The sequence below is a fragment of the Candidatus Saccharibacteria bacterium oral taxon 488 genome (assembly GCA_005697215.1).
GTDB lineage: Bacteria > Patescibacteriota > Saccharimonadia > Saccharimonadales > Saccharimonadaceae > Nanosynbacter.
The window spans coordinates 455762-479629 of sequence record CP040003.1 but is presented as its reverse complement, the minus strand read 5'-3'; the positions used below and the strand labels follow the sequence as shown (position 1 = coordinate 479629).

Sequence of the window (23868 nt, the reverse complement as noted above, 5' to 3'; positions counted from 1 at the left end):
ACATCTCCTTTATCTATGTCTACAAAATTAGTGGTTTAGTTGACATTTACTGTTTCTCTATTAGCTCTAAAAATCACTATCGCACTCGGAAATGGTGCTGGGTTTGGCTGGTCGTCGAACTTCAGCCTGCCTTTTATGTAGCGGATTTCGGTCGCTTTCATGCAATAATCGTGCCACCAGCGCGTGTCGGTTCGGCTTGGTATCAGAAATACAACTGTTTTGCCTTTCCGCCACTCCCGATAGCCTTTCTCAATCCATTTTGGTAGCTCTCTGCCGTATGGTGGATTGACGTAGTTTGTACCCCCCCAATCGCTTGTCAGCCCATCGACCTTGCCGTCCCAATTAGCGGGGCAAGGGTCATGATCAAACTGAAACTCTGAATCAAGTACCTGATAGACTGCTTTTGGTGTTCGCCAATCCATTCTTAGTGAGCTAAAATGTGGTTTGGCCATAATCTGTTCCTTATCTACACAATTTCATATAATTTATTTTTGCTCTTCGAATATTCAGCTCGACGCAGCGTCGTGAGCTAACTTCAATCTCGCCGCTAGTGAGCATATCCAATAGCTCTAGGCACTGCTCATCGGTCTCTGCGCCAATGTTAAAAATTAGGTTGCTAGGACCGCGTATACCAAGCTCCCAGTCGATGATTGTGTACAGTACGGTTTTGCTGATATTGAACGGCTTGGTCAAAATTGCAAACGCTGTATTAGACGCTCTAACCGTGTAGCCTTGTCTTTCTGATTCAAACCATATCTTAGTACCGACTGGCACAACTCTATGGCTGTAAACATCGCCTAACTCTCTAACCATCTCCGTCTAGCCTCACATTCTCTTTAGGCAGTAAATGAGATAGCCGTTTTATCGTCTCGCTCATGATTTTATTTCTGAGTTTGCGGCAGCCAGATTCATGAGCCCCAGTTGCTAGGTGTCCGCATTCGCAGAAAAGGTCATGAGCATCTGACAACTCTCGCTCTACTTGGGCATGAGTTTTTACCCATTCATACAAATGGTTTTTTTGTAAGTAATCTATCTTTTCTAGTTTTTTCATATTTCTTTTCCACCCTTAAAGCATTTTCCGCCGCCATAATTACCCTGAAGCGATTCACAGCGAGACTTTTGTGCATCAAGGTGAGAATCTTGCGCGTCAAGTCCACCTCGAACGCTTATTGCTGCTGTTATTGACCAAGCAGTAGCAGACACAAAAATACAAATAATAACTATCCCAATGACAAAATTCCAGAACTTTTCTAGGGCTGAGCAATATGAGTAAGACTCCATTCTATTTTTCCTCCTTTGCGGCATAAAATCCAAACGTGTTAATGAAAAATAGTATTAGATAGAATATTGATCCGGTGTATTGCTTTTCGATAGCAGTAAATATCACTGAGGCTGCACCGGATATCATACCGATGATATAGATTGTCATGAGTATTTTACGTTCCATATCGTGTCCTTTCTATTAGCTAATTTTTACCTCATCTTTAATAACCGGCGTACCCAGCTGAACTCTGAGCCCCGGGTTATTTCTGATGTCCATATCGCACATCGGGTAGGTTTCTCGACGAGTGATTTTAATGGTTTTATGAAACTCTACCTTCTTATGCAGATACTTGATAGGAAACTTCTTGATAAACCACTTTGGCATGTAGTCATTCTTGAAGTGTTGCCATGGAGTTTTCGGGAAGAGAAGCGTCTGAGAGTCTGATACGCTGTATGAATCCTCGCATAATTTGTTAGACAGCACGTCAGAGCAAAATGCAATTGCCAAATCATCTATGGCGGCGCAAGGATTTTGAAACTCTCGCAATTCTAGATTCCGTAGCATATGTTTTCCGAGCCTATGTTCCATAGCCACTCGGCATCTTTCTAGCATCAGATCGCGAAAAGTAGTCGTCTCTGACATATCTAAAAGTCCCATTTAACAATCCTCCACGTTAAAGTAGGTTAGCCAGTCTTTCTTGTGTTCTTTGATGGATTTTTGAGCATCTTCTCTGGTTGCGTAGCGTACAGGCTCACCACTATCAGTGCAACAACTTCGCATAGAATATAACTTTTTATTTGAATAGTTATAAAAGACAATCCAACCGCCATTATCATTTTCGAAATCTGGCTTAAATGTTGAGGTTCGGTGTAGTCTGACTTCGGCTAGTTGACGGTCGCGGGCTTTTTCGCACTCTTCTTTGGTGCGGTATATTTTACCCAACCCATAACGCCAAAAGTCAGCAGGAGTGCCAGTCCAAAAATCGTGATTAGTTTTTCCTTCTATTCCGACAAACCAATATATGTCGCCATTTTCAGTCCTCCAGTGAATGCTGTCTGTTGACTCTTCCTGAATTTCCTCAAACCATTCAGTTAAAATGTTTGGAAACATGTCAAGGGTCTGTCGGGCGTAAGCTGTAACGCCAAAGTCGCCACCATCATGGATCAAATCACCATATTGAGATATATAGAATAAATCTCCAGCTTTGAACGTCGGTAAATCTTTAAGCAGTTTGTATCGTTTCATAACACCTCCTATTAAAATATTCCGTTATCTTTCTTATTCCGCTTGCGGGACTTGATGATTTTGTCTTTGTACTGTCTGACCTCGCGTTCACGTTGCCATTCTTTGTCTTCTCGCGCCACCGCAATCTCTGTAACGACGATGAATGCGACGAGTATTATGAGTGTCATAATCCAGAACATTATTTATCCTCCTTTGGCTCAAGTTCCTTCTTGTTTTTGGCGATATAAGCAGTGCCGTTGGTACCGCGAACGAAGTTGTCCTCTACAATATCTAGCAGTTTCTTAGCATCGTTAGCGTCCATGATGATGAGTTTGTCGTTGGTGGCATCGGTCATTAGATCTACGTTGTAATCGCGAATTATCTCCTCAACAACATCGCGGGTCATATTGACGGGGTCAAGCTTAGCAAGCCGCTTGACTAGTGTGCGGTTGTCCTTACAGAGAAATTCAATTCCTTGACCAACCGTCGGCGTGGCGATAGACAGCCTCTCGTCAAGTATCTTGCCATTCTTGCGAGCTTCAGCGACTGACACTGGGTCGTATTGAAACATCGATTCAAACTTGGACTTATTGAACACAAACATCGTATCTTCAAACACTAAAACTTGATTCGACGGATCTATCTTTAATGCGCACTCTGACGACAGCTCTTCCATGCGTCCGACTGAAATAGTGTAGGAGACAGTGCTGCCGACTAATACGCTAGCTGGGCGAATGTGCTTAAAAATGTAAAAGCGTTCGTTCGTCTCCTTGTCGGTGAAGCGTGCGCAAATCGCTAGTAGCTTCTTTGCCTCGATTTGATTTAAGTCGAGTAGGTCGATGTCATTTGTATACTCCAGATATTCCATGATCGTTTCAGCAACCGGTACGTCATTTACCTTGATGGCGGGTAGGGTATTCTGACAGCCCTCAGATGCCGCATAATCGACAATCCTTACGCCGGTGATACTGTCAACTTGCACTCCACTAATGATGTCGTACAAAAACAGCGCGAACAGCTGATGATTGATTGCCTCGTCATGGTCAATGCGAAATATCTCAGACGATTTGGTGATTGCAAATAGCTCAATGCCTAATTTATCCTTACGTCCGTCCGTTTTGTTTGCCCAGAAAAATACGTCTGGCAATTCTGTTTCTTTAGTCATTTTTACCTCCCTTTATTTCGTTAGTTATCGCTCGCTGTTTACGTTTTCGGCGCTGTTTCTTTCGTAAAGCCTTCTTCGTCATAGTTTGCCGTCCGTTTTCAGTCGATGATGATTACGGCACAAGTATTGCAAGTTGTTGACGTCATAACGCAAATGTGGGTGAGAGCCGCGCCCCTTAATGTGATCAACATCTAGGTTTTTAGTCTCGGTACATCCGGCGACCGCACACACATGCCCAAATTTCATGTCGAGGTATGGCTTCGCAACCTTATCTCGGAACGCTGCCCACGCTTTTGCATGTTTGCCGCACTGCGATATTTTCTGTCGTTTTTTGAATGGACAGAACGTCTGATAATGTCTTGTGCTGCCGCAGTTCTTACATAGCACCTTGGCTTTATCTGTCGTCATCTGCTTTATCCTCGATTATCGTTGTGATATCTGATGTTGTAGTAATCTGTTTGACCCTACCGTTAGTAAATTTAACGGCAAAAACGACATCTCCAGACTTGTCGGTCGGCAGGGTCTTGATGTAGTCCACCAGATATATAACTGCTTCTGCCGTGGTTTTGAATCGGATGATCTCCGATGTTTGCCCGCGTATACCCACGGTCTCGCCTTTGTGTCTCATGAGATAGAACGGACCAACTTCACCAAACGGCGTATCGCGTGCGGCTCGCTCTAGGTTAATGATGTATTGTGGTAAATCTAAGCTTTCCAAAATATACCCTCCTTTAATTTTTTATCGGTAAACTACCCATAATACCCTCCATCGCTAAACAGTCCCGGATCAGACTGAGGCATAGAATCCTCAACTGCCGCCTTACGCTCATTGACAAGCCCGTAGCGCAGTGCATCGTAGAGATGGTCTTCACCTGTTGTATCAACGTCCTCGGGTCGTTTAGTGTCAACCACGAGGCTCGGTAGGGTACGGATAAAATGAACACAGTTACTGAATACCTGCAGGTATGGCAATCCGTCTGGTGCCAGAGACAACGCTTCATGAACAGCAGTGACTCCTTGAAGTCGGTCGTTATTGGCGGGCGTGAAGTTGATGCCTTCTTCGGTAAATCGATCAGCGATAGTTTTTCCGTCATCGGCATTAGCGATATGCTTCCATAGTGACGGGTCGGCTAGCCTAACAGGCAGTTGCTCGTTTGACTGTTCAAGCTGCTTCATCTCGCGTGCCTGGATCCTTGGACCTTTGCCGCTAGCATAATATTCGCGGTAAAGATATATCCGTTGACTAATTGGGTCACGTGCTAGCCAAACAGCACCCGCATACGTACCTCGTCCATAGTCATATGCCATCCATCTCGGCCAGTGGTCTGGTATGTTAAACGGCTCGACAACGTGTAGATGTCGCCGCCACTCGCTAAACGCCTGACCAGCAAACAGATCCCAGTTACCATACAGATATGCTTCGCGCTTCTTTAGGTCTGCCATTGTCAGTAGGCTACGCATGTATGACTGTCTGAATGACGCGCTCGGGTGGTCTTCTAGAGTGGCAGGGATAAACATACGAGTTGTCTCGATGTAGTCAATTGAGCCGTCTCGCTTGACGTACGGACGCTTGTCATAAATTATCTGCTCAGGTGGTGCGGCATCGATGAATCGAGTCTTGACCCAGCCATGCCCGACGCCACCTGGGTTGCCAGCTGCGAAGACGGTAAGTGGTTTGTCTGGATCGTCAGAACGAACGCGCCCAACGAGGTTGTCGTACCAGCTTTCGTAGAACTGAGTTAACTCGTCGATACCCAGCATGTGTATCTCTGAACCCTGATAGTGATTAAAATCATCTTCGTGGTTGTAGTAGCACAAGTAAATCCACGATTCAGTGGCGGTGAAGTAGTAGCCCTTTTCTTGCGACCTAAATATCATGTTGCCGTCCTTGATATATGCACGGCACTGTTTATCTATTTCTCGCATGAGGGTCTTTTTCGTATCCTCGTACGTTCGCCGAAATAGATACGCTGCGTAGTGATCGTACTCAAGGCAACGTGTTACTGCTTCAGCAACTAGTGCGGCAGTCTTTCCTCCGCCGGCAGCACCACCGTAGAATCGCTCAAAAGCTGTTGATGTATGAAACAATGTCTGACGAGGCGAAGCAGTGTAATCCGGTACTTTGACTATTTCTGTCATGATTCTGGCGTCCTCGGAACAGTGTTAATGAACTTAACCTCACGGTTAGTGTTCTCGGTCTCATATTTGTCTTTGAATCCCCAGTTATTCTTCAAGCTGAATATTACGCCAGCAGTATTAGTGCCAAACAGAGACTCCTCCGCATAGGCTTTAATCTGTTCTTTTGCTTCTTTTATCGTGTTGGAAAATTCTGGATATTTCTCTGAATATGTGGTCTCATAGTCTAATAACACATCGCGTGATGTGCCTAGTGCAACAGCTAAACCAGTAACGGTGAGTGGTTTCTGTTTGGTTTTAACTTTGCGGACCACCTTGTCCTGGACGACCTTTCCGTTTTCAATGATAATCTTTCCAGACTTAGAGTCGCGGCGGTCAATATACTCAGTTTGTTCTTCCCAGTGGGGCGCTGCATTCTTAAAGTATTCAAGTATCATGGCGCGTAGTTCGTCGATATTCTGAAACTTCATCGGACGACCGGGCGAGTACTCATAGACAGGCTTTGGCGGCTCAGGTGCAGGCTCGGCTTTGCGGACCACCACATCTACAATACGCTGAGCATGCGCCTCAATCGCCACTCTGTTGTTTTTCTGAGTCATTGCCATCATCTTCCTTTCCATGTTTAACTCTTACCGCCACAATCCTCGACTCTGGATCGGCGCTTTCTTCTACGCGGCGCATATGAGAAGGCGAGGAGTAACTTCGAATAGTTTGCGGACGTAATCCAAGCCGTCGAGATAGCTCGTCGGCTGTGCCTATTCCCACTATTTCTTCTCCCTTGTACAGGACATACTCGACCGCCATAAACCTATCCCTCGCTCCGTAGTCTCTTTAGCTCTTTGCGAAGTTCAACAATGGCGCGTTCAGCACGTCTTAGCGCACTCTCAATCCGTTTGATCATTTCGTCTCTTGTCATAGCAGCGATACCTGTTCGTCTTTCTTGATAGCATCCGGACTATGCTCCATCAGCCACGCATAAGCTTTCTCGCGAGCATCTTTCTTTAGGTCGCCAGCATATAACTGTTTAGACAGAATATCGACCTTCGCTTTGAGATAAGCATCATTACGGTTGTTAGTAATTAACGTGTCAATTTCCGCAACCGTATTGCATCTATGGCAAATAAGCTTATCTACTCGGAGACACTCCCATTTGTGTACGTGCTTGCTATCGTTCATATTTTTTACCTGTCTCTGGCTGCTGCTTGGCAAGGGTGGGCATCGCCAAGCCATTTAACCGTTTTGGCACCAGTTTAATGATTAGCTAACTTCTTTCTCCTCTCGGATGAATCCGCCCTGCCACTCCCGGCGAATAATTCTTGAATGGATATGGTAAAAGCTTTTCGCCAGCAGTCTTTTATAATCGCGCGCATCAGATCGGGACCGAAAGGTTAATGACAAGTCTCTTGCTTCAAAATCTGGCTTGACGTGCCACTCGGTATAGTCTTCGTCCTCACTGCGAATTTCAAGCTCAGGCTCGTCATCTTTCTTTCTGGATAAAAGCTGTAAGATTCTCATTCTCGGATTCCTCCTTAAGTTTCGATAGTTATTCCGCCGTGTTCCGCCCATATCTTGGATGCACACACCTTCCAGACGTACGAATCATCCTCGCAGAGATGATCCAGAAACGCCTTAACCAGATTGTCTATATCCGGTTTCTGCTGGTGCGGACATCCATTCATGGCTTTACGCTTCTTGTTTGACCAACTTTTTGGCATGGGCAGAGCAAATTCAATCGTAAACGTTTCAGGCAGCTCATATCCTGGCAATTTCAGCCTTAGCTCGTCGCCGTACGCTCGATAGCTCATTACTGACGGACGCTCATTCCACTTATCGCTTCTCGTCATGCGCGGTTTGCTAACTGGTGTGATACTGATATGCTTTTTCATCTCTTCTTTTCACTTTGCGAGCGAAGCAGAGAATAAACAAAGACAGTCACATCAGTAATGAGAATTGCTCCGAGGATTTGTGCAATCGGTAAAGCTCCGATTGCGGTCTCTATGTACTGGACTCCAAAGAGTTTTATTCCCGCTACTATCTCTGTGGCGCGGACCATGATAGTCCAGGCATTGTCTAAAAAGACAGTTATGTTGTTGATTGCTGTTTTAAGTTTGCCCATAGAGTTGATCTCCTTTCCGGCTGTTTTTGTTGTTTGTTTTTACCACCAATGTCCCGGGTAGGGGCGCGGGTCGGTACGTTTCCAAAACGCGGCGGCTGCCTGCCAACTGCCATATCGGCTGATGGCGTAATTGTGACACCAGCGTAGCTGCGTAACGGGATTTGTCATGTAGTCATCTCCCGCAGATGCCATCTTGGCTGCTGGCAGGCTTTGGCACAATCCGTATGCGCCAGAGCCGCCTTTGTTCCAAACATTGTGCCGCCAAGAACTTTCGTGTTCGATGATGTAGTCTACTGATATCCAATCACTTTCGGGAATACCAGCGGCACGCATCAAGTCGTACTTAGTGCTCGGCGGTTTTGCTTCGGACACCGCCAAAATCGCCTGAGGCTTTGGTGATATCGTCTGCTGAGGTTTTTCAGCAGGCTTGATAGTCTGCTGTTTCTGAATCTCGTTATTGCGTGATAGCGGTGCCACCATCTCTTCCTGGGGCTGTTTAGCCGCTGGCATGAGTAGTGCTACTATCGCTATCACGAGGACCATGCGTATGATACGAACGGTTTGTACCTCCATTTCTTGTTATTATCAGCCTTCCGGTATTGAGCTCTCTGTCGCCGCTTGTGATTATTATTTCGGCCGTTTGCTTAAATACAGGAAGGTGATTGTTGTTTGCAAAAGTCAAATTGTTAACGTTCTCAACATTTCCATCAGGAGTTTTGCTAACCCTGCGGAACAGCTAAACCCGTTAGTTGTCCCGGTTGGAATAACAAAAGAGAGGCATGCCTTGCGGTGCATGCCTCTCTTTTACGAAAAATAACCCGCAAGGCGAGCTCCAGAACAAATAAAAAAGGTACCTTCTGGTACCTTTGAATAATCTACTTCATAACTTCGGTTGGTGCGGGTAAGGAGACTCTAACTCCTGGCCTCTTCCATGGCAAGGAAGCGCTCTAACAACTGAGCTATACCCGCATGCAGTTCACGATTTATTGTAACAAAGCCGCGAATAAAATGCAATGTTTGGTGGCTCCTCCCAGACTCGAACTGGGGACACAAGGCTCTTCAGGCCTCTGCTCTACCAACTGAGCTAAAGAGCCACAAACTTGCTATCTCATTGTACTAAAGTTGCCGTTATCTGGCAAGCCGCTATTTCCGCACGTAATGCGTTACATAGTCAATTTCGATATCGGATACAGCTGGCGTGAGTGGATTAGGTACACCGCCGTCAACGGTCTCAGTATGTTTATTAATGCCGTTCGGGTTCATCGCTCCAGCCTGCACGCCGAGGAACATCTGCTTGTCAGTTACGTTCGGATGCTTGATGCGACCCCATTCTTTACCATCCAGCGTAAAGATTATATGATCCTTCTCGACGATAACGCCGTACGTGTGCCAGCCGCTCATATCGTGATTATCGAGGGATGCTTGCTGTTGCTTGTTATCTGGATCCCAGTGGTACGTCGCCTCAATGCGAGGACCATTGACGCGCCCCTCAGCGAAATCAATCTCTGGCGGCCAGCCTTCGTCCTTTGGCCAGAGAAGGAATGCGTAGCCAACGCCTTTGGCTTTCGGGAACTTGGCGCGAACTTCCCAGCGGCCGCGTGAGGCGGTGAATACATCACCTGAACCGGCGCCACCAGTGCTCCACTGGCCGTTCTCGTACTGAGTGCGAATTACCAGTTTGCCGTCTCGAGTGAACGAATTACGCTGCGACATCACGCCCATACAGCCGTGGCCAACCGCTGGATCGCCCCAACCGTATTGCACCCATTTAGTTTGCTTGATCGATGAGTCAAAGCCTTCAAAATAATCCATCTGCCAGCCATCAATTGCCGCCTGGTTTCGGTCGTGGTTCGCCGGGCCGCTGGGCTTTGATGGCTGAGGCTGGCTTGGAATGCTACGCTTGCGCCTCTTATTGCTAGAGTTATTGTTTGATGAGTTGTTGTGCGGTAGTTGATTAGTCTGCTCAGTTGAGCCATGAGGGTCGCGATGTTCGGACTGTTGATTTGTGGTCTGGGCTTGATTCTGGCGCATCGTCTGCGTTACCCAATTGTGCTCAGCTGGCGTCGGTTTATTGTCAGTGTTTTGGTTGGGCTTGCTTGGTTGCTGGTTGTCGTTCGTGGAGTTGGTATCAGAGCGAGAGCGATTATCGGTACTCAATGAGCCAGATGAGCCAGTCGGCGACGTAGTTCGGTCAGCGTATTTTGTCGCTTGGGGCGGGGCGTTATTTACCTGCGACAAGAAGTGCAGTGCACCAAGCGACAAGCCGCCGATGACGATTAGAGTTGCTATGCTAGTTGTAACCAGTTTTCGCTTCGTCATATGTCTATTGTAGCGCACCAAAATTATATGTCAAACTTTTAGCGTAAGCGTCAAGAAAATGCTGCAATACTCTAGTAGTTTGGCGGAGAATCAGGTATAATATTCTCGTCGCGGGTGTCGTATAACGGCTATTATGTGACCTTCCCAAGGTTGAGACGGGAGTTCGACTCTCCCCATCCGCACCACGTCGATGAAGGATTGTTTGCCTGATCACGATACTGTATAAAATTATTCGTTTCAAAAAACGTCCAAAGGGGTTATTCATGCAAAAAAACGAAAAGATCCTCAAACGGCAATCGACTAAAATATTCTTTGATAATGACGATACCGATTTCTTTTTCAACTGGATGCTCGGTGTGGCGGAGCTGTTCGGGATGTCGCATGGTGAGTTGTTTTATCTGGCACATAAGATCGGGCGCGACGGAAAACCGAGTAAGTGGCGATCCTGTTTTACGGACCATGCTGATTATCTTGTTCGCTCGGCAAAAGCAGCCACCGGTGAACAAATGGCCGTCGACTGCTATTTTGGCGCAACCTATGCCTATCGGGCAGTACTGCAGTTCGCTGATCCGTTTTCTCCGGAATATCCGAAGCTTGTCGGCGCTATGGAAGACGCTTTCGCTGGTGCCGCTAAGGCGATAAATATACCGATCAAATCCGTGCGCGTTCCGTATCAAACCGGCTATTTACCCGGCTACTATCTTCACTGCGACAGCAAGCGTCCGACCGTGGTCATGGTCGGCGGCGGTGATACGTACCGGGAGGATTTGTTCTATTTTGCCGGCTGGCCGGGGTGGCGGCGGAACTATAATGTACTGATGGTCGATTTACCCGGTCAAGGCTCTAATCCCGCCAGAGGTCTCACTTTTACCGTCGACGCCGGCGAGCCGATTGCCGCGTGCCTTGACTGGCTGCAAACCGAAAATCCCGACGCGCGTCACATTGTGCTATACGGCGTTAGCGGCGGCGGGTATTTTACTGCTCAAGCGGCCGCAAAAGACGCGAGGATTAGCGCATGGATTGCCAGCACGCCTATTTTTGACGTGGCAGAACTGTTCCGCCGTGAGTTCGGCGCAGCGCTCAAAGCGCCCGGCTGGCTGATGAATCTCGCCTTAAAATTAGCGGGGAACATCAATGAAGCCGCCGATATCAATTTGAAAAAATACGCTTGGCAGTTCGGCACGAGCGACTTCCGCTCGGCGATCGATGAAGTTTTCGAACAGGCAAAGGTTGTCGACCACCAAGCTATTACTTGTCCGTCGCTGTTTCTCATGGGGGAAGGCGAAGGTGCTGAACTCCAGCGGCAAACGCGATGTCTCTACGATGAATTTATCCGGCGCGAACTTGATACGACGCTGCATGAGTTCGATTCGCAAAGCGGCGCCGACGCTCATTGTCAGCTGAATAATTTACGTTTGGCGCATAGCGTAGTCTTTGATTGGCTGGACAGTCGGCTGGTTGATTGACAAGGTTTTCGGACTGAAGGGTTGCGCTGCGGAGCCCAGTAGGTTATTTATAAAGATTGGCGCTAATCCCATCGCTCCACCGCGATCGTGCACTGCGCCATCAACGCCACTGCTGCGCCGAGAGCCGCGAGGGTTGGCAGCAGCAGTACGCCAACGACGCCGGCAGTGACGGGGAATTCCATGATACTTTCGCCCTTTTCGTTTTTGATGATGACGCGGCGGACGTTACCTTCTTTGATAAGCTGCTTGACCTTCTCGACAACTTGATCGCCGTTAACGCTAAATTCTTCGGTGCGGTTTTGTTTGCTCATAATTGCTCCTTACTTTTTACTGCTCTTAGATAGTTTATTTATGATGACTTAGCTTTTTTGGGCTATATCTAGTATCTTGCGCCACAACTTTCGTGATTTATTAAGACTTGCCTGTAATGTGGTCTTATCTTCGGTTGAGCCAAACTCTAACATATTTGTAATATATGACACTGCCAAGCCATTATTTTCAAGTAGCGATAGCCACTTTGAATACATAGTCTGCTGATCGTGTATATCTATAGGCTCGTGTAGTGTCGCTGGTGATATAGCGCCAAGATGTTTTATCTCACCTAAATCAGAGTGACTTCTTACTTTGTAAACAGATTTATCATCAGCGCACTGCATGCGCCGCAGGGCACGTCTGGCAATTATGTCAACCCAATCTTTGCCCGGTACTATTGTTTTCAGATATTCTTTAAGACGTTTTTGCCCTTTTTCGTCTATCGCGCGGATGTCATCAGTATTCATCATATAAGTACACATCGTAGAGTAGATATCATACGGAGTGACGATTGTTTCTGGCGACAGGAGTATATCACGAGTCTCTACAGGAAATATATATCGTCCATTTTGAGTTGGATGGAATGCACCCCAGTGAAGAAAAGTGTAGTTATCTAGTCCAAGCGATTTGTCTAGTCTGCTAGTTTGCGATCTCCAATCCTGCCTGTCTGTCAAGTCGCTTGGAGGAATTATACCCTCTGCTTGGAGGAGTTTAGGGTCGCTAGCAGTAGCATGTGACAGTTCAATATTAAGGAACATCTCTCTAACGCGCGCTAAAGCTCTTTGCTCGTGGATGTCAGGATTCCAACTAAACTCAGGATAGTTATATTTATTTGATAGTACTTTTTCGGGATCTATAACAGATTCCATCTTTGAAGGCAGTGATGTTTCAGATAACTCATGAGACTCAGACATTACTTAGAATATATTAACACATCATTGAATATATTTCAAATCCAGGTTCTTAAAACTAAGGTTAAATTAGATAATTTTCTACTTCTTGCCGCCGCGAATTGCGTCAATCAGTTCAATCGGGAAGAGCATCATCGTCTTTTGTGATGGCTCAGTGGAGATACGCTCCAGTGTGTTCAGCGTACGCAGGTTAATCGCGCCTTGGGTTTTTGCCAGGATCTCGGCGGCTTGTGCCAACGTTTCGGCGGCAGCTTTTTCACCGTCGGCGTTGATGATGTTGGCGCGGCGCTCACGCTCGGCTTCGGCTTGTTTAGCCATGGCGCGCTTCATGTCGCCCGGTAGTTCAATGTTCTGAATCTTAACATTCTCGACATCGATACCCCATTTGTCGGTCTCGGCGTCAACAATTTCCTTAATTTGCTGCGAAATCTCTTCGCGCTTGGCGAGCAGGTCATCCATATCTACGTTACCGGTGACGTCACGCAGGGCAGCTTGGGCAAATTGGCTAGTGGCATAAATATAGTTGGTCGTCTCTAGCACCGCTTTTGGTGCGTTAATCACTCGGAAATAAACCACCGCGTCAACGCCGACAGTGACATTGTCTTTGGTGATAACCTCTTGTTTTGGCACATCAATCGGTGTCGAACGCACATCCACCATCATCATCGTCTGAAAAATTGGTATCACCACCCGTAGGCCCGGCTCGCGTACGCCAGTAAATCGTCCCAGTGTCAATACCACACCACGCTGATATTGATTGACAACCTTGATACCGCTCAGCACAAACATCAGTACGATGACTAAAATTACTGCTACTATTTCCATATTGACCTCCTGTTTATAAGGAAATTATACGCCATGTATAGAGCGGCTGGCAAGCGCCTCCTCGATCAGCTCATCAATCAGCGCCCGTGGACTGAGGCCCGAAGTTTCCCATAGCTTTGGATACATGCTGATATTGGTAAAGCCGGGGATGCTGTTAATTTCGTTGAGAAAAATCTGGCCCGTCGGATCAAGGAAAAAATCAACTCGTGCCATGCCGTGTCCACTAGTCGCGTGGTAGGCAGCCAGTGCGAGGCGCTGCAATTCTGTCGTCACTGACTCGTCAACGTCCGCCGGGATAACAACACGTGAGGTGCTATCGGTGCTGTACTTATCGTCGTAGCTATAAAACTCTTCGCCAGGAAGAACCTCACCAGGTACGCTGACGCGGGCGGATGTGCCGTGGCCGAGGACGGCTAGCTCGATCTCGCGGGCGGTGATCGCTTGTTCGATCAACACGGTGTCGTCGTGGCGAAAGGCTTCATCAAGCGCGGTGGTGAATGCTTCAGCCGAGTGGACTTTGCTGACACCGACGGACGAGCCAGCGCGGGATGGCTTGATAAAAACAGGCGTACCAAGCTCATCAGCTATCTCGGCGAAGGTCGGTCGCGGCGCATCACTTACTAGCGTTCGCCACGGCACAACCGGAACGTGAGCGCCGAGCGCCAGCCGCTTGGTCATGTCTTTGTCCATGGTGACGGCCGCCGAAAGGAGACTCGGGCCGATATAGGGGATATGAAGTAGCTGCGCCAGACCCTGCACGCTACCGTCCTCGCCGTTTTTGCCATGAAGCACCGGAATTATCACGTCAATCGGCAGCTGGTTAACGCCGTCGATGAGCAGTGAGCGCTGGCCGAGTTGTGGCGTTAAGTGTGGGCTTGGCTGGTTGCGTGTCTCAATCGTCTCGACGAGCCGCCACCGACCAGCGCGGTCGATGTAGCATAGGTTAATGTCGTAGCGTGCTGCGTCCAGTGCCGCCTGCACATTAGTAGCGGAATTGATCGAGACTTCGTGCTCGGATGACTCGCCGCCAAATATGAGGAGAACGCGTAATCTATCCATTATTCTAGTATAGCGCATTGCACCTTGGCGGGGCGAATTTATGGCGTGATATAATGAAATGATGATGGCGGATAACGGGAATAAGAGGCTCAATAGATCGCTGACGCCTGAGGTCATTGGCGGTAGCGACTCGGTAGCTGAGTGTGCTAGGTGTGGGGTCGTCGGTAATATTGGTACGATTGCCGGTATGTTAACGACCTTGTCAGGTGAGGTGTGGCACAACGTGTTATCAGAAGCTGGTCGGCAAGTGACATTTTTTGGTGGTATAGCGGTAGCGGTGGGTGGCTTGGGGCAGATATCTCGGGCTATTCGATTGCAGAAGTATAGTGAATGTGAAGCTAATCTTCTCCAGAGGGCGATTAAGAATCTGCCGCCACTGGTTGGTAGTATCAAAGGTAGCAGTAGGTGGTTAGACGAGCTGTTCGGGGAGCTCGACCAAAAGCGATTGGCATATGAGATGGCGGTTAAGACTGGCAATACGTCAGCTATACCGTTGACCACTGATGAGGCGGAACGTCACGCGGCACTTGTGCGACTGACTAGTCACTGCTCTGGCGGCTCCGGTCTCGTCAATAGAGCAGCGGCGCAGGTTTTACACTGGGCTGGCTGCGCGTTGCCGCCGGAAATGACGGCGGCTGAGCGGCGCTGGTCTGGTCGCAAGGCTGGTCAAGCGGAGGCAAACAGCATGCATCAAACGACGCTGGATATGTTGGAGCAATATGTGCCGTTGGATGGGATGACGTGGCGAGAGTACGTGGCGTCACCGGAGTTTGCGGCAGTCTGCGGAAGTGCTCAGCAGATTGATCGAGGGTTACGTCTGCAGACAAAACCGCTCGGGCGGCGACCGGCTGATTGTTTTTCACACTTTTCGCAGTATCGGCCGCGAGAGGATAATTGGTGGTAATGGACGCGCGACAACCCCTGGCGGAGCAGATGCGGCCGCAAACCCTGGATGAAGTAATCGGGCAAAGTCATTTGCTGGGCGAAGGCGAGCTGCTACGTCAAATCGTGAGGCGCGCTGAGCCGGTCAGCTTGATTTTGTGGGGGCCACCGGGGACGGGCAAGACGACCTTGGCACGGATTATCGCCCGCGAAGTTAATGCAGAGTTCGTCGAGTTGTCGGCGGTGACCAGTGGCAAGAAAGATGTCGAACAGGTGATCGAACACGCCAGGCAAAATTGGAATTTGGGACTGAGGACAATTTTGTTTGTTGACGAAATCCACCGCTTCAATAAAGCGCAGCAAGATGCGTTTTTGCCGCACGTTGAGAGCGGGCTGATTACTTTGATTGGGGCGACCACCGAGAACCCGAGCTTTGAGGTGATCACGCCGCTGCTCAGCCGGACACGAGTGCTGGTGCTCCGTCAACTGACCAAAGATGAAATTATATTGGTGCTGAAGCGAGCGCTGAAGACTTTGAAAAAATCCAAACAAGTCTCGCCCAAAGCCTTGGATTATCTGGCGGAATTGGCGGACGGCGACGCGCGGGTGGCGCTGGGTAATTTGGAGTTGGCACTGAGTTTTGGTGAGAAGGTTACACCAGAGATCGTCAAGGCGGCGGCTCAGCGGCGACTGCCGGGCTATGACAAAAAGGGCGATGCGCATTATGACGTTATCTCGGCGTTCATTAAATCACTGCGCGGTAGTGATGCGGTGGCTGCGGCATACTATTTGGCGCGCATGATTGACGCTGGTGAAGATCCGAAGTTTATTGCTCGGCGGATGGTGGTTTTTGCGTCGGAGGATATTGGGTTGGCGGGTAACGGCGCGCTGAGCTTGGCGGTCGCCACTTTTGAGGCGGTGGAGCGCGTCGGGCTACCTGAAGCCAAATACAATTTATTCCACTGTGCCATCGCCCTGGCTCGCAGCCAGAAATCGCGCGAGATTACTGATTTGATGAATGAGGCTTTTTCTCTGGCGCACAAGTACCCGAACTCGCCGGTGCCGCTGCATCTTCGTAACGCTCCGACCAAGCTCATGAAAGATCTAGGTTATAACAAAGATTACAAATGGCAAGCTGGCTTCCAGCACGAAAAAGGATTTTTGCCAGAAGACATTCCGCGTCCGACCAAGAACTAGCCTACTTTGGGCAGCGCTCATCAAACCGATCATACAGCGCCGCGTACACGCCATTGGTCCAGCCAAAGCCGTCTTGCAACGGATATTCACCACCGCCGCCAATGCGTGACTCGCTATCAACGTCATATTTCTCGATCATCTTGCCCTGATCAGCAAAGACGCGCTCGGTTGAAGCCAGCCAGCGCTTTCTAATTTCTTCCGCTAGCTCGTCAAGTCCGTATCGTTTCAAACCGCAAACCGCCACCCACTGCAGCGGCGCCCAGCCATTTGGCGCGTCCCATTGCTGACCATTGTCAACCAGCGTCGTGCGTAGTCCGCCGTCGCGTAAGAACTCGCGTTCTAATTTCTCGGCCACGTGCTTGGCTTGTTTTTTGGTGGCGATACCGCTGTAGAGCGGGAAGATGCCGGCCAGTGTGGCGTGGCTCGTCTGATGACCAGTGCGGAAATTATAATCATAGAAAAAGCCGTCGGCTTCATTCCAACAGTGCTGGCGGATGCTCTCGGCGCGGCGCTCGGCCAGGCGGATGAAGCGCTTCTTGAGCGGCGCCTGACGCAGTACGCCGTAACAATGGGCGATCGTCATCTCTAGTTCGTATAGCAAACAGTTCAAGTCAACCGGCACGAGATCGGTCGTCATGATTGTTTCAATGTCGTGCGGATCATCAAACCAGCGTGAACTAAAGTCCCAACCACTCTCAGCCCCGGCCCGCAGGTCGAGGTAGACCTTGGCCTTGTTGGCGGAGCGGCTGTTCCTGGCGGTTTCGATATCTTCACGGCGACTTTCTGGGCGCGGCGTGGCCTTATCGTCGTAGTAGCGATTGAGCACCTGGCCATCAGGCATAGCTACCACGCGGTTGGTGGCCATAAAGTCGATGCTCGAAAGCTTGCGTTGGCCTTTCATCCAGAATTTATATTCGGCCAGTAGTGAGGGAAAGTACTCGAGGTACGTCAAGCTCGGAGCGCGCCGGCCGGGCTTGCTGGCGAGGAGCTTGACCATCGCTGCAAAAAACGGCGGCTGGCTGCGACTGAGAAAGTACGTCCGATTAGCAGTCGGGATGAAACCAAAACGCTGAATCATGTACACATAATTTTTCATCATGCCGTCGATCAGCTTCCACTTGCCGTCCACCGCCAGACCCAGCATGATAAAATACGTATCCCAATAAAACTGCTCGGCAAACCGACCACCCGGCACCACGTAATCATGCGGCAGGGCGATCAGCGAACCCTTCGACTTGTGGGCGCGGCGGATGAGCAGCGGCCAGAGATTGGTGACGTGCTGTCTGGCAGAGTCTGCCTGGACAAAGCTCACCTTTTTGACCGGCGATTCAAATTCATAAAAATGTAGCTTCACAAATTCATCCAGCCGAAAGTTGGGATCACGCCGGGCTAGGCGATACTCCTGGAGGATGCGGGTGGCTCGCTTTCGCGGTACGAGATCGACGAAGGTTTTACCGTCAGCAAACACGCGGTGTGACTGCACTTCATGAAACAACTGTCCGAGCTTTTCGTCGGGATCTTTGCGGTCGATTGGCGTAATGCGCTGGGCGGTGCGTGCTAACGTGCGCTTGATAATTGTTGTGGTTTTCTTGGGAAGCATATGGTTAAGTATAGCGTGTTACCGTGGGATAATCTATAGTAACGTTAAGTTTCTTATGTATTTTGTCAATCGGGAGTTTGTCGGGGCGGGGATCTACCGCTTGGCGGCACGCTTTCGCTCATTAGCGTCAAGGTAACGTTTACGCAGACGCAAAGATTTTGGCGTCACTTCCAGCAGCTCGTCGTCCTCGATGAAGTCGATGCATTGCTCCAGGCTAAACTGCGTAAATGGCGTCAATTGTACCGTGCCGTCGGATGATTTGGAACGCATGTTGGTCAGGTGCTTAGCTTTACAGACGTTGATTTCAATGTCTTCTTGGCGGTTATAAATACCGACGATCATACCGGCGTAAACCTCAGTGCCCGGCCCGACCAAGAGTTCACCGCGCGCTTCGGCTGCCTGCAGCGCATACGGCGTGGTGGTGCCAGCTTCAAAGGCGATGAGTACGCCGCCGCGGGTCTTTGGCAATTTGCCGCCCAGCGGTTGATAGCCATGTGGCAGGGAATTCATGATCACCGTGCCTTTGGTGGCGGTCAGGAGTACGTTGCGCAGGCCAATCAAAGCCCTGGTCGGCAGCACATAGGTGATGCGGGTAGCACCGCTGGCGGTGGTTTCTTGTGATTTCATTTCAGCGTGGCGCGCACCTAATTCTTGGCTGATCGCGCCGATGAATTCGCTGCTAATTTCGATCTGTAATTCTTCAATTGGCTCTTTTTCGACGCCGTCCTCGGTGATGGTGACCACTTGCGGGCGGCCGACTTCGAACTCAAAGCCCTCGCGCCGCATGGTCTCGATCAAGACGCTGAGGTGTAATTCACCGCGGCCAGACACCGTAAAGCCGATGCCGTTTTCCTCGACGCGCAGTGCCACGTTGGTCTCCAGTTCTCGCCGCAATCGGTCGCCAATTTGCCGCGAGGTAGTAAACTCACCCTCGCGTCCTTTCATCGGGCTGGTGTTCGGGCCAAGATACATGCTCAATGTCGGCGCTTCAATGGCAATCGCCGGCAAGGCCTCGGGTTGTTCTTTGTCGGCAATGGTATCGCCGATGTGCGCCTCGCTGACGCCCACTAGCGCCACGATGTCGCCAGCAAACGCCTCTCCAAGCTCTTCGCGGTTCAGCCCACGGTAACCAAAGACTTTCTCGATTCGCGCCGAGCCTGATACTTCGCCCTGTTTCATCAGGCTAACCGCCAGCCCGCGCTTGACCGACCCGCGAGCGATCCGCCCAATGGCATATTTACCTTGAAAGGTATCGTACTGCAGGCTGGTCACCAGCATCTGGAAACCGCCGTCAGCCGTGACGCTCGGTGCCGGGATGTCATTGATAATTGCTTCAAAAATCGGTGTGAGATCGGCGTCTTCAGTCGGGTCAGTAGGGATCTTCCGCCACGCCTTGCCGTCGCGCCCAACGGCGTAATAAATCGGATAATGCAGCTGACTATCATCGGTCGCCAACTCCAAAAATAGATCGCTCAGTTCATCTTCAACCTCGGCAATTCGCCGCGCCGGCTTATCGATTTTATTAATCACCACCACTGGCTTCAAGCCCAGTTCTAGCGCCTTTGAAAGCACAAACTTTGTCTGCGGCATCGGCCCTTCCTGCGCATCGACGATCAGCAGCACACCGTCCGCCATCTGCAGCGTTCGCTCGACTTCGCCCGAGAAATCGGCGTGTCCTGGTGTATCGATGATGTTAATTTTATAATCACCGTAAAAAATCGAGGTCTGTTTGGCGGTGATGGTGATACCGCGTTCGTGCTCCTGATCACCCGAATCCATGATCAGTTCTTGGCTCATCTCAGCCTGGTTGTCGCGAAATGTGCGCGACTGTTTGAGCAGCCCATCAACCATGGTCGTCTTGCCGTGATCGACGTGGGCAATAATGGCAATATTTCGAATCTTGCTAGCGTCCTTCATAAAAATATGGTCTGATGTTAACGCAGACCTTCCTTTGGTGATTAATTGTAGCACATATGGGCGGGGATGAGAAGGTTGGCTAGCTAAATTTCAGTGGTCGTACCTATCTTTTATCTAAGCATCGCGTAGCATTTCTTGCGGCACAAACCGCTCCTTATATTTTCCACCCAGTAAAATCGCCTCCCTCACATCGCCGAGTGCGCGATGATTGTGGCGGTCGGTTAGTCGATATCGGCCCTGGCTCGTCCAAGCATCGGCCATTTCTTCAGCGCAACGCATGTCAAGTTGCCGGAATCCCAAACGCTCGTATAGCGCGGGCATGCGTCTCGCGAGGATCTCGCGGTCACATTGCAGATAATAGCCGCAGTGAATTAAAACAGCGTCATTTGCGGTTTGCTGTAGCCAGTTGAGCGCTTGCTTTTCGAGTGCGGCCTCGTTATATTTTGACACGGAGACATCGTCCAGTAGACCATTTCGCGTGTGCATATCAACAACCGATTCGGGCATAGAATGTTCAGAGAAGCCATTAGGCTTGCAGGCTAAAGAAAACGGCTCACCGATTTGCTCCAACTGGCAATTGGTGATAATCGCCGCGACTTCAAGTATCCGCGCCGCATCAACATCGGTCGTCGTATACTCCAAATCCATCCAGACAAAGAGGCCGGGTGGAAGTGGGTCGTACGGGATCACGGTAGCCTCCATGATACTTATTATACACGTAATTTACGCGGTTTATTGACGAGTGGGCGGTAGCTTATCGATTTCAAAACGACTTACTAAAATTTCACAGCTATCCATCAAATATAGCAACTCGGCCTTCTTTGTGATATTTGCCTCATCATATAAATCATGGCGCCAGGTTGTGGGGATTGCTTCATATCCATAAAATGCACCCGCCAACTGTCCATAGATTGCACCGTTTGTATCGGAATCACCGCCGAGGTTTACGACAGCTAGCATGCCATCTCTGAACGAGTCGTAGGTTTGAAACGCCCACCACGCAACCTGTAAACTATGAATGATATAACCGCTAGTATTCAGCTCCTGTGGTTGTCTAACGCGCCGCCAAATATCATCAAACAGGTTACCGGTACTTAGACTATCAATGTCTGCCACTTTGGTTTTATTCCCATTGGCTTTCATTGCTCGAATGAGTAGTGCAGCGAAAACTTCAGCGCCAGCCTCTGCTTCAAATGAGTAGTGCGTCTCTCTGGCCGACAAACGAACCATGGCAAGGATATCTTTTTCTGAGCGATGCTTGAATGCTGCTAACACCACTGGAGCTAATCGCATAATTGCACCATTGCCAGCAGACTCAGTGCGTGGAGTATCTTTAGCAACCCAAGCACTTTTATCGCTTTCAAAATCACGAATAGCCGCTTGAATCTGTCCGCCGCAGTCAAAACAAAAGCCGGTGGAACTTAAATATCCCTCATTGCGCCACCGAGTAAAATTGCCCATCACATCATATGAATCATATCCTCCGTTGTTGAGCAGGCTTTCGGCTAGACAAAGTGCCATTGATGTGTCGTCCGTCCAGTATCCTTTCGGTAGATTAAACGGTCCGCCAGCTCTCATTTCATCAACATATGGAAATGTCCCGGGCTGCTCAAATTCGCACACCATCCCCAATGCATCGCCAATCGCTAATCCTGTTAGCATACCTTTGGCATTGTCTATCATAGAAGCACTCATGCAGGTTATTATAGGGATAAAAAAATATTTATCAAGCATAGAGAAGTAAATAATCTCTCTATTCCTAATCTTAAATCGAGTGGGTCTATCAAGGACTATGTAACGCCATACTTATTGATAAATTGGCGCTCCAGCCAGCCGTGTCCAGCCTTCATCGATATTTACCCATTCTTCATCAGGTGGTGGGCCTTGTCCGACGGTGACGGTAGCTGCTGGTTCGACGTTGATTTGCAGCGGGATTGAGCCAAGATTGGTCTTGTGATGGGTTAGGCTGAGTGGCCCGTCAGGAATATATAGCTCTCGCTCAAATAGATACTGGCCCCAGAGGATGCGAATAGTGTGCGGCTGGTTGGCGTTGCCGGTAGCAGGAGTAATTCGAATCCAAACTGGGCCCTTGTAGTCGTCTGGGTGCTGACCGAATGTCCATGGCGCTGGGTGGCGGTTGAGGCGGTGAACGCTGTGTCGGGCTACTGACTTAGACTCAGCCTGATCTTTCTCGAGATTACTGAGTCGTCGGTCTATACTATCAAGACGCTTGGTGATCTCGTTGAGGCGGTTTTCAAGATTCGTACAATGCTGATCCATTTGCCCCGTCGATGTATCAATCCTTGCTGACATTTCCTTCACGAATATTCTCCTATACCTATTAAATCAAACGGCACCATGAATAGGCAAGTGAGGGGGGCTGGCTAGGTGGGGCTTACACGAGCATTCTAAAGAAAGGATTAAAACGCGGCATGTCAGAGATTCGTGAAGCGAGTAGGAGCTTTCTTGTTCAATAAATCAAAAAATAGAGTAATTACCACAGATGTTCCGTTTAGAAGGCCCGGAGACAGGTTAGCCCCGACTTCACTCCAACCCCGCTTTGAGGAAATCTTTGAGAACTGGAGTGAAGCTAGAGGACTACTGGATACACTGTAGAAGGGGTCGATATCGTTCTCCGTCACATTGATAGCACCGATTTGGACAAGAGAATTATTGCGCAAACTCACGCGCTGACATATCTCGTTGTCCTTGAGGATCGGCTTGACAAAGTTTTTTCAGGTGCATCAAGCGAAAAAGAACGGATCAATGACTTGCTGGTGTCGTTGTATGATGACCTAGACGATGAACGCAGTAAATCGCAGGAGCTATACGAGAAACCTCTTATTATCGGTACACCATTTGCAATATATGAAGGTGGTTCTGCACTAATTCATGTCCCAGATATTCGACTGGAATTGCTTGAATCTGAAGAAGATTAACGGTTTTATTTCTCATCATTATCCTCCTCCATTTCAAACCCTCCCAGAGCCATAAAAGCAGCAGTTCCTCTTTTGCGTATTTCGCGGATAGCATCAGGATCGCCGTTGGCTGCTTGCTCAGCCTCATATGTTCCCTTAAGGATCTTATACACCTCGATAGTTCGCGGGTCGGGAACACCCATAAATATGTCAGACGCCCTAAAGCCTTCGGGTTCCGTGAGCCCTGAGTGGACGTAGGTTTCGACACCGCCATCCGGCCTCCAAGGAACTTCCTCGTCTCGTTTTTTTCTGTTGAATAATCTCCATTTCATATGAATCTAGTGCCGAATGGTGGGAAATACAGGGCTCGAACCTGTGACCTCACGAATGTGAATCGTGCGCTCTAGCCAACTGAGCTAATTTCCCGTAAAAATAAAACCCTGGTGCGGATGAAAGGACTTGAACCTTCACGCCGTGAGGCACATGCTCCTAAGGCATGCGTGTCTACCAATTCCACCACATCCGCATAGCTAACTGTCAAAGATGCGCACGGTACT

The 23868-nt window shown here is 49.2% G+C and carries 32 protein-coding genes and 5 tRNA genes; 5 read left to right on the top strand and 32 right to left on the bottom strand.

The genetic code is table 11. The features are described from left to right. Positions 1 to 35: 35 nt before the first annotated feature. From FBF24_02570 to FBF24_02475, 20 genes are all read right to left on the bottom strand, one after another. Positions 36 to 452 (bottom strand): adenine methyltransferase, encoded by a 417-nt coding sequence (locus tag FBF24_02570; protein QCT40761.1) that lies wholly within the window; start codon positions 450 to 452, stop codon positions 36 to 38. Positions 453 to 462: 10 nt separating this feature from the next. Next, positions 463 to 813 carry a hypothetical protein gene (locus tag FBF24_02565; protein ID QCT40760.1) on the bottom strand — a complete coding sequence of 117 codons (351 nt, stop codon included), beginning with the start codon at positions 811 to 813 and terminating at the stop codon, positions 463 to 465. Further along, complete coding sequence (locus tag FBF24_02560; GenBank protein QCT40759.1) at positions 806 to 1051, bottom strand: hypothetical protein; 246 nt, start codon at positions 1049 to 1051, stop codon at positions 806 to 808. The genes FBF24_02565 and FBF24_02560 overlap by 8 nt, the downstream gene beginning before the upstream one ends. Further along, entirely contained in the window at positions 1048 to 1281 is a 234-nt protein-coding gene (locus FBF24_02555) for a hypothetical protein (protein ID QCT40758.1), read from the bottom strand. The genes FBF24_02560 and FBF24_02555 overlap by 4 nt, the downstream gene beginning before the upstream one ends. Positions 1282 to 1462: 181 nt before the next feature. Next, positions 1463 to 1921 (bottom strand): hypothetical protein, encoded by a 459-nt coding sequence (locus tag FBF24_02550; protein QCT40757.1) that lies wholly within the window; start codon positions 1919 to 1921, stop codon positions 1463 to 1465. After that, positions 1922 to 2509: a hypothetical protein gene (locus FBF24_02545; protein ID QCT40756.1), complete on the bottom strand. Its 588-nt coding sequence runs from the start codon at positions 2507 to 2509 to the stop codon at positions 1922 to 1924. It lies immediately after the preceding gene. A gap of 178 nt (positions 2510 to 2687) precedes the next feature. Further along, positions 2688 to 3653: a DUF4868 domain-containing protein gene (locus FBF24_02540; protein ID QCT40755.1), complete on the bottom strand. Its 966-nt coding sequence runs from the start codon at positions 3651 to 3653 to the stop codon at positions 2688 to 2690. Positions 3654 to 3731: 78 nt separating this feature from the next. Then, positions 3732 to 4061: an HNH endonuclease gene (locus FBF24_02535; GenBank protein ID QCT40754.1), complete on the bottom strand. Its 330-nt coding sequence runs from the start codon at positions 4059 to 4061 to the stop codon at positions 3732 to 3734. Next, entirely contained in the window at positions 4048 to 4371 is a 324-nt protein-coding gene (locus FBF24_02530) for a hypothetical protein (protein QCT40753.1), read from the bottom strand. Before FBF24_02530 ends, FBF24_02535 begins: the two co-directional genes overlap by 14 nt. Positions 4372 to 4403: 32 nt before the next feature. Next, a complete protein-coding gene (locus tag FBF24_02525) occupies positions 4404 to 5792 on the bottom strand; it encodes a hypothetical protein (GenBank protein QCT40752.1) in 1389 nt (462 codons plus the stop codon). Then, entirely contained in the window at positions 5789 to 6409 is a 621-nt protein-coding gene (locus FBF24_02520) for a hypothetical protein (GenBank protein QCT40751.1), read from the bottom strand. Before FBF24_02520 ends, FBF24_02525 begins: the two co-directional genes overlap by 4 nt. After that, complete coding sequence (locus tag FBF24_02515) at positions 6357 to 6593, bottom strand: hypothetical protein (GenBank protein QCT40750.1); 237 nt, start codon at positions 6591 to 6593, stop codon at positions 6357 to 6359. Before FBF24_02515 ends, FBF24_02520 begins: the two co-directional genes overlap by 53 nt. A gap of 108 nt (positions 6594 to 6701) precedes the next feature. Continuing rightward, positions 6702 to 6965: a hypothetical protein gene (locus FBF24_02510; protein QCT40749.1), complete on the bottom strand. Its 264-nt coding sequence runs from the start codon at positions 6963 to 6965 to the stop codon at positions 6702 to 6704. Positions 6966 to 7046: 81 nt separating this feature from the next. Then, a complete protein-coding gene (locus FBF24_02505; GenBank protein QCT40748.1) occupies positions 7047 to 7304 on the bottom strand; it encodes a hypothetical protein in 258 nt (85 codons plus the stop codon). 14 nt (positions 7305 to 7318) lie between these two features. Next, on the bottom strand, positions 7319 to 7675 hold the full coding sequence (locus FBF24_02500; GenBank protein QCT40747.1) for a RusA family crossover junction endodeoxyribonuclease: 357 nt from the start codon (positions 7673 to 7675) through the stop codon (positions 7319 to 7321). Further along, positions 7672 to 7905, bottom strand: a complete 234-nt coding sequence (locus FBF24_02495) for a hypothetical protein (GenBank protein ID QCT40746.1) — start codon at positions 7903 to 7905, stop codon at positions 7672 to 7674. Before FBF24_02495 ends, FBF24_02500 begins: the two co-directional genes overlap by 4 nt. Positions 7906 to 7944: 39 nt before the next feature. Beyond that, positions 7945 to 8478 carry a hypothetical protein gene (locus tag FBF24_02490; GenBank protein ID QCT40745.1) on the bottom strand — a complete coding sequence of 178 codons (534 nt, stop codon included), beginning with the start codon at positions 8476 to 8478 and terminating at the stop codon, positions 7945 to 7947. A gap of 320 nt (positions 8479 to 8798) precedes the next feature. Then, positions 8799 to 8874: transfer RNA gene (locus FBF24_02485), tRNA-Gly, on the bottom strand. Positions 8875 to 8923: 49 nt separating this feature from the next. Next, positions 8924 to 8999: transfer RNA gene (locus FBF24_02480), tRNA-Phe, on the bottom strand. Positions 9000 to 9048: 49 nt separating this feature from the next. Further along, positions 9049 to 9936: a glycosyl hydrolase family protein gene (locus FBF24_02475; GenBank protein QCT41170.1), complete on the bottom strand. Its 888-nt coding sequence runs from the start codon at positions 9934 to 9936 to the stop codon at positions 9049 to 9051. Positions 9937 to 10334: 398 nt separating this feature from the next. Between FBF24_02475 and FBF24_02470 the strand changes: the two genes are divergently transcribed. Both FBF24_02470 and FBF24_02465 read left to right on the top strand, forming a co-directional pair. Next, positions 10335 to 10409, top strand: a tRNA-Gly gene (locus tag FBF24_02470). A gap of 78 nt (positions 10410 to 10487) precedes the next feature. Then, positions 10488 to 11690, top strand: a complete 1203-nt coding sequence (locus tag FBF24_02465) for an alpha/beta hydrolase (GenBank protein ID QCT40744.1) — start codon at positions 10488 to 10490, stop codon at positions 11688 to 11690. A 62-nt stretch (positions 11691 to 11752) separates the two neighbouring features. On the opposite strand, the gene FBF24_02460 is transcribed toward FBF24_02465, so the two are convergent. The 4 genes from FBF24_02460 to FBF24_02445 form a co-directional block, all read right to left on the bottom strand. Continuing rightward, positions 11753 to 12001: a DUF4342 domain-containing protein gene (locus FBF24_02460; protein QCT40743.1), complete on the bottom strand. Its 249-nt coding sequence runs from the start codon at positions 11999 to 12001 to the stop codon at positions 11753 to 11755. A 48-nt stretch (positions 12002 to 12049) separates the two neighbouring features. After that, positions 12050 to 12916: a hypothetical protein gene (locus FBF24_02455; protein ID QCT40742.1), complete on the bottom strand. Its 867-nt coding sequence runs from the start codon at positions 12914 to 12916 to the stop codon at positions 12050 to 12052. 78 nt (positions 12917 to 12994) lie between these two features. Beyond that, positions 12995 to 13738, bottom strand: coding sequence for a slipin family protein (locus FBF24_02450; GenBank protein QCT40741.1), 744 nt, complete (start codon positions 13736 to 13738; stop codon positions 12995 to 12997). A 24-nt stretch (positions 13739 to 13762) separates the two neighbouring features. Beyond that, the gene (locus FBF24_02445; GenBank protein QCT40740.1) at positions 13763 to 14797 is read right to left on the bottom strand and encodes a D-alanine--D-alanine ligase; all 1035 of its coding nucleotides are present in this window, start codon (positions 14795 to 14797) and stop codon (positions 13763 to 13765) included. A 61-nt stretch (positions 14798 to 14858) separates the two neighbouring features. On the opposite strand from FBF24_02445, the gene FBF24_02440 reads away from it, so the two are divergent. Both FBF24_02440 and FBF24_02435 read left to right on the top strand, forming a co-directional pair. Then, positions 14859 to 15701: a hypothetical protein gene (locus tag FBF24_02440; GenBank protein ID QCT40739.1), complete on the top strand. Its 843-nt coding sequence runs from the start codon at positions 14859 to 14861 to the stop codon at positions 15699 to 15701. Further along, entirely contained in the window at positions 15701 to 16876 is a 1176-nt protein-coding gene (locus FBF24_02435; GenBank protein ID QCT40738.1) for a replication-associated recombination protein A, read from the top strand. The genes FBF24_02440 and FBF24_02435 overlap by 1 nt, the downstream gene beginning before the upstream one ends. A 1-nt stretch (position 16877) precedes the next feature. Here the strand turns inward: FBF24_02435 and treF are convergent, their stop codons facing one another. From treF to FBF24_02410, 5 genes are all read right to left on the bottom strand, one after another. Continuing rightward, entirely contained in the window at positions 16878 to 18476 is a 1599-nt protein-coding gene (gene treF / locus FBF24_02430; protein QCT40737.1) for an alpha,alpha-trehalase TreF, read from the bottom strand. 93 nt (positions 18477 to 18569) lie between these two features. Next, a complete protein-coding gene (gene typA / locus FBF24_02425) occupies positions 18570 to 20393 on the bottom strand; it encodes a translational GTPase TypA (protein QCT40736.1) in 1824 nt (607 codons plus the stop codon). Between the two features lie 114 nt (positions 20394 to 20507). Continuing rightward, positions 20508 to 21095, bottom strand: a complete 588-nt coding sequence (locus FBF24_02420; GenBank protein ID QCT40735.1) for an oligoribonuclease — start codon at positions 21093 to 21095, stop codon at positions 20508 to 20510. Between the two features lie 30 nt (positions 21096 to 21125). Further along, positions 21126 to 22127 carry an ADP-ribosylglycohydrolase family protein gene (locus FBF24_02415; GenBank protein ID QCT40734.1) on the bottom strand — a complete coding sequence of 334 codons (1002 nt, stop codon included), beginning with the start codon at positions 22125 to 22127 and terminating at the stop codon, positions 21126 to 21128. Between the two features lie 72 nt (positions 22128 to 22199). Next, complete coding sequence (locus FBF24_02410; protein ID QCT40733.1) at positions 22200 to 22715, bottom strand: hypothetical protein; 516 nt, start codon at positions 22713 to 22715, stop codon at positions 22200 to 22202. A 335-nt stretch (positions 22716 to 23050) separates the two neighbouring features. On the opposite strand from FBF24_02410, the gene FBF24_02405 reads away from it, so the two are divergent. Then, entirely contained in the window at positions 23051 to 23332 is a 282-nt protein-coding gene (locus FBF24_02405; protein ID QCT40732.1) for a hypothetical protein, read from the top strand. Positions 23333 to 23337: 5 nt separating this feature from the next. Here FBF24_02405 and FBF24_02400 read toward each other — a convergent pair whose 3' ends face one another. From FBF24_02400 to FBF24_02390, 3 genes are all read right to left on the bottom strand, one after another. Beyond that, positions 23338 to 23643, bottom strand: a complete 306-nt coding sequence (locus FBF24_02400) for a hypothetical protein (GenBank protein ID QCT40731.1) — start codon at positions 23641 to 23643, stop codon at positions 23338 to 23340. A 17-nt stretch (positions 23644 to 23660) separates the two neighbouring features. Next, positions 23661 to 23737: transfer RNA gene (locus tag FBF24_02395), tRNA-Val, on the bottom strand. Positions 23738 to 23752: 15 nt separating this feature from the next. Beyond that, a tRNA-Leu gene (locus FBF24_02390) sits at positions 23753 to 23837 on the bottom strand. Positions 23838 to 23868: the final 31 nt, after the last annotated feature.

Bases quoted from the DNA above. Each gene is read 5' to 3' on its own strand.
- FBF24_02570 (QCT40761.1), bottom strand. From the start codon at position 452: ATGGCCAAACCACATTTTAGCTCACTAAGAATGGATTGGCGAACACCA.
- FBF24_02565 (QCT40760.1), bottom strand. From the start codon at position 813: ATGGTTAGAGAGTTAGGCGATGTTTACAGCCATAGAGTTGTGCCAGTC.
- FBF24_02560 (QCT40759.1), bottom strand. From the start codon at position 1,051: ATGAAAAAACTAGAAAAGATAGATTACTTACAAAAAAACCATTTGTAT.
- FBF24_02555 (QCT40758.1), bottom strand. From the start codon at position 1,281: ATGGAGTCTTACTCATATTGCTCAGCCCTAGAAAAGTTCTGGAATTTT.
- FBF24_02550 (QCT40757.1), bottom strand. From the start codon at position 1,921: ATGGGACTTTTAGATATGTCAGAGACGACTACTTTTCGCGATCTGATG.
- FBF24_02545 (QCT40756.1), bottom strand. From the start codon at position 2,509: ATGAAACGATACAAACTGCTTAAAGATTTACCGACGTTCAAAGCTGGA.
- FBF24_02540 (QCT40755.1), bottom strand. From the start codon at position 3,653: ATGACTAAAGAAACAGAATTGCCAGACGTATTTTTCTGGGCAAACAAA.
- FBF24_02535 (QCT40754.1), bottom strand. From the start codon at position 4,061: ATGACGACAGATAAAGCCAAGGTGCTATGTAAGAACTGCGGCAGCACA.
- FBF24_02525 (QCT40752.1), bottom strand. From the start codon at position 5,792: ATGACAGAAATAGTCAAAGTACCGGATTACACTGCTTCGCCTCGTCAG.
- FBF24_02520 (QCT40751.1), bottom strand. From the start codon at position 6,409: ATGGAAAGGAAGATGATGGCAATGACTCAGAAAAACAACAGAGTGGCG.
- FBF24_02515 (QCT40750.1), bottom strand. From the start codon at position 6,593: ATGGCGGTCGAGTATGTCCTGTACAAGGGAGAAGAAATAGTGGGAATA.
- FBF24_02510 (QCT40749.1), bottom strand. From the start codon at position 6,965: ATGAACGATAGCAAGCACGTACACAAATGGGAGTGTCTCCGAGTAGAT.
- FBF24_02505 (QCT40748.1), bottom strand. From the start codon at position 7,304: ATGAGAATCTTACAGCTTTTATCCAGAAAGAAAGATGACGAGCCTGAG.
- FBF24_02500 (QCT40747.1), bottom strand. From the start codon at position 7,675: ATGAAAAAGCATATCAGTATCACACCAGTTAGCAAACCGCGCATGACG.
- FBF24_02495 (QCT40746.1), bottom strand. From the start codon at position 7,905: ATGGGCAAACTTAAAACAGCAATCAACAACATAACTGTCTTTTTAGAC.
- FBF24_02490 (QCT40745.1), bottom strand. From the start codon at position 8,478: ATGGAGGTACAAACCGTTCGTATCATACGCATGGTCCTCGTGATAGCG.
- FBF24_02475 (QCT41170.1), bottom strand. From the start codon at position 9,936: ATGCGCCAGAATCAAGCCCAGACCACAAATCAACAGTCCGAACATCGC.
- FBF24_02465 (QCT40744.1), top strand. From the start codon at position 10,488: ATGCAAAAAAACGAAAAGATCCTCAAACGGCAATCGACTAAAATATTC.
- FBF24_02460 (QCT40743.1), bottom strand. From the start codon at position 12,001: ATGAGCAAACAAAACCGCACCGAAGAATTTAGCGTTAACGGCGATCAA.
- FBF24_02455 (QCT40742.1), bottom strand. From the start codon at position 12,916: ATGTCTGAGTCTCATGAGTTATCTGAAACATCACTGCCTTCAAAGATG.
- FBF24_02450 (QCT40741.1), bottom strand. From the start codon at position 13,738: ATGGAAATAGTAGCAGTAATTTTAGTCATCGTACTGATGTTTGTGCTG.
- FBF24_02445 (QCT40740.1), bottom strand. From the start codon at position 14,797: ATGGATAGATTACGCGTTCTCCTCATATTTGGCGGCGAGTCATCCGAG.
- FBF24_02440 (QCT40739.1), top strand. From the start codon at position 14,859: ATGATGGCGGATAACGGGAATAAGAGGCTCAATAGATCGCTGACGCCT.
- FBF24_02435 (QCT40738.1), top strand. From the start codon at position 15,701: ATGGACGCGCGACAACCCCTGGCGGAGCAGATGCGGCCGCAAACCCTG.
- treF (QCT40737.1), bottom strand. From the start codon at position 18,476: ATGCTTCCCAAGAAAACCACAACAATTATCAAGCGCACGTTAGCACGC.
- typA (QCT40736.1), bottom strand. From the start codon at position 20,393: ATGAAGGACGCTAGCAAGATTCGAAATATTGCCATTATTGCCCACGTC.
- FBF24_02420 (QCT40735.1), bottom strand. From the start codon at position 21,095: ATGGAGGCTACCGTGATCCCGTACGACCCACTTCCACCCGGCCTCTTT.
- FBF24_02415 (QCT40734.1), bottom strand. From the start codon at position 22,127: ATGCTTGATAAATATTTTTTTATCCCTATAATAACCTGCATGAGTGCT.
- FBF24_02400 (QCT40731.1), bottom strand. From the start codon at position 23,643: ATGAAATGGAGATTATTCAACAGAAAAAAACGAGACGAGGAAGTTCCT.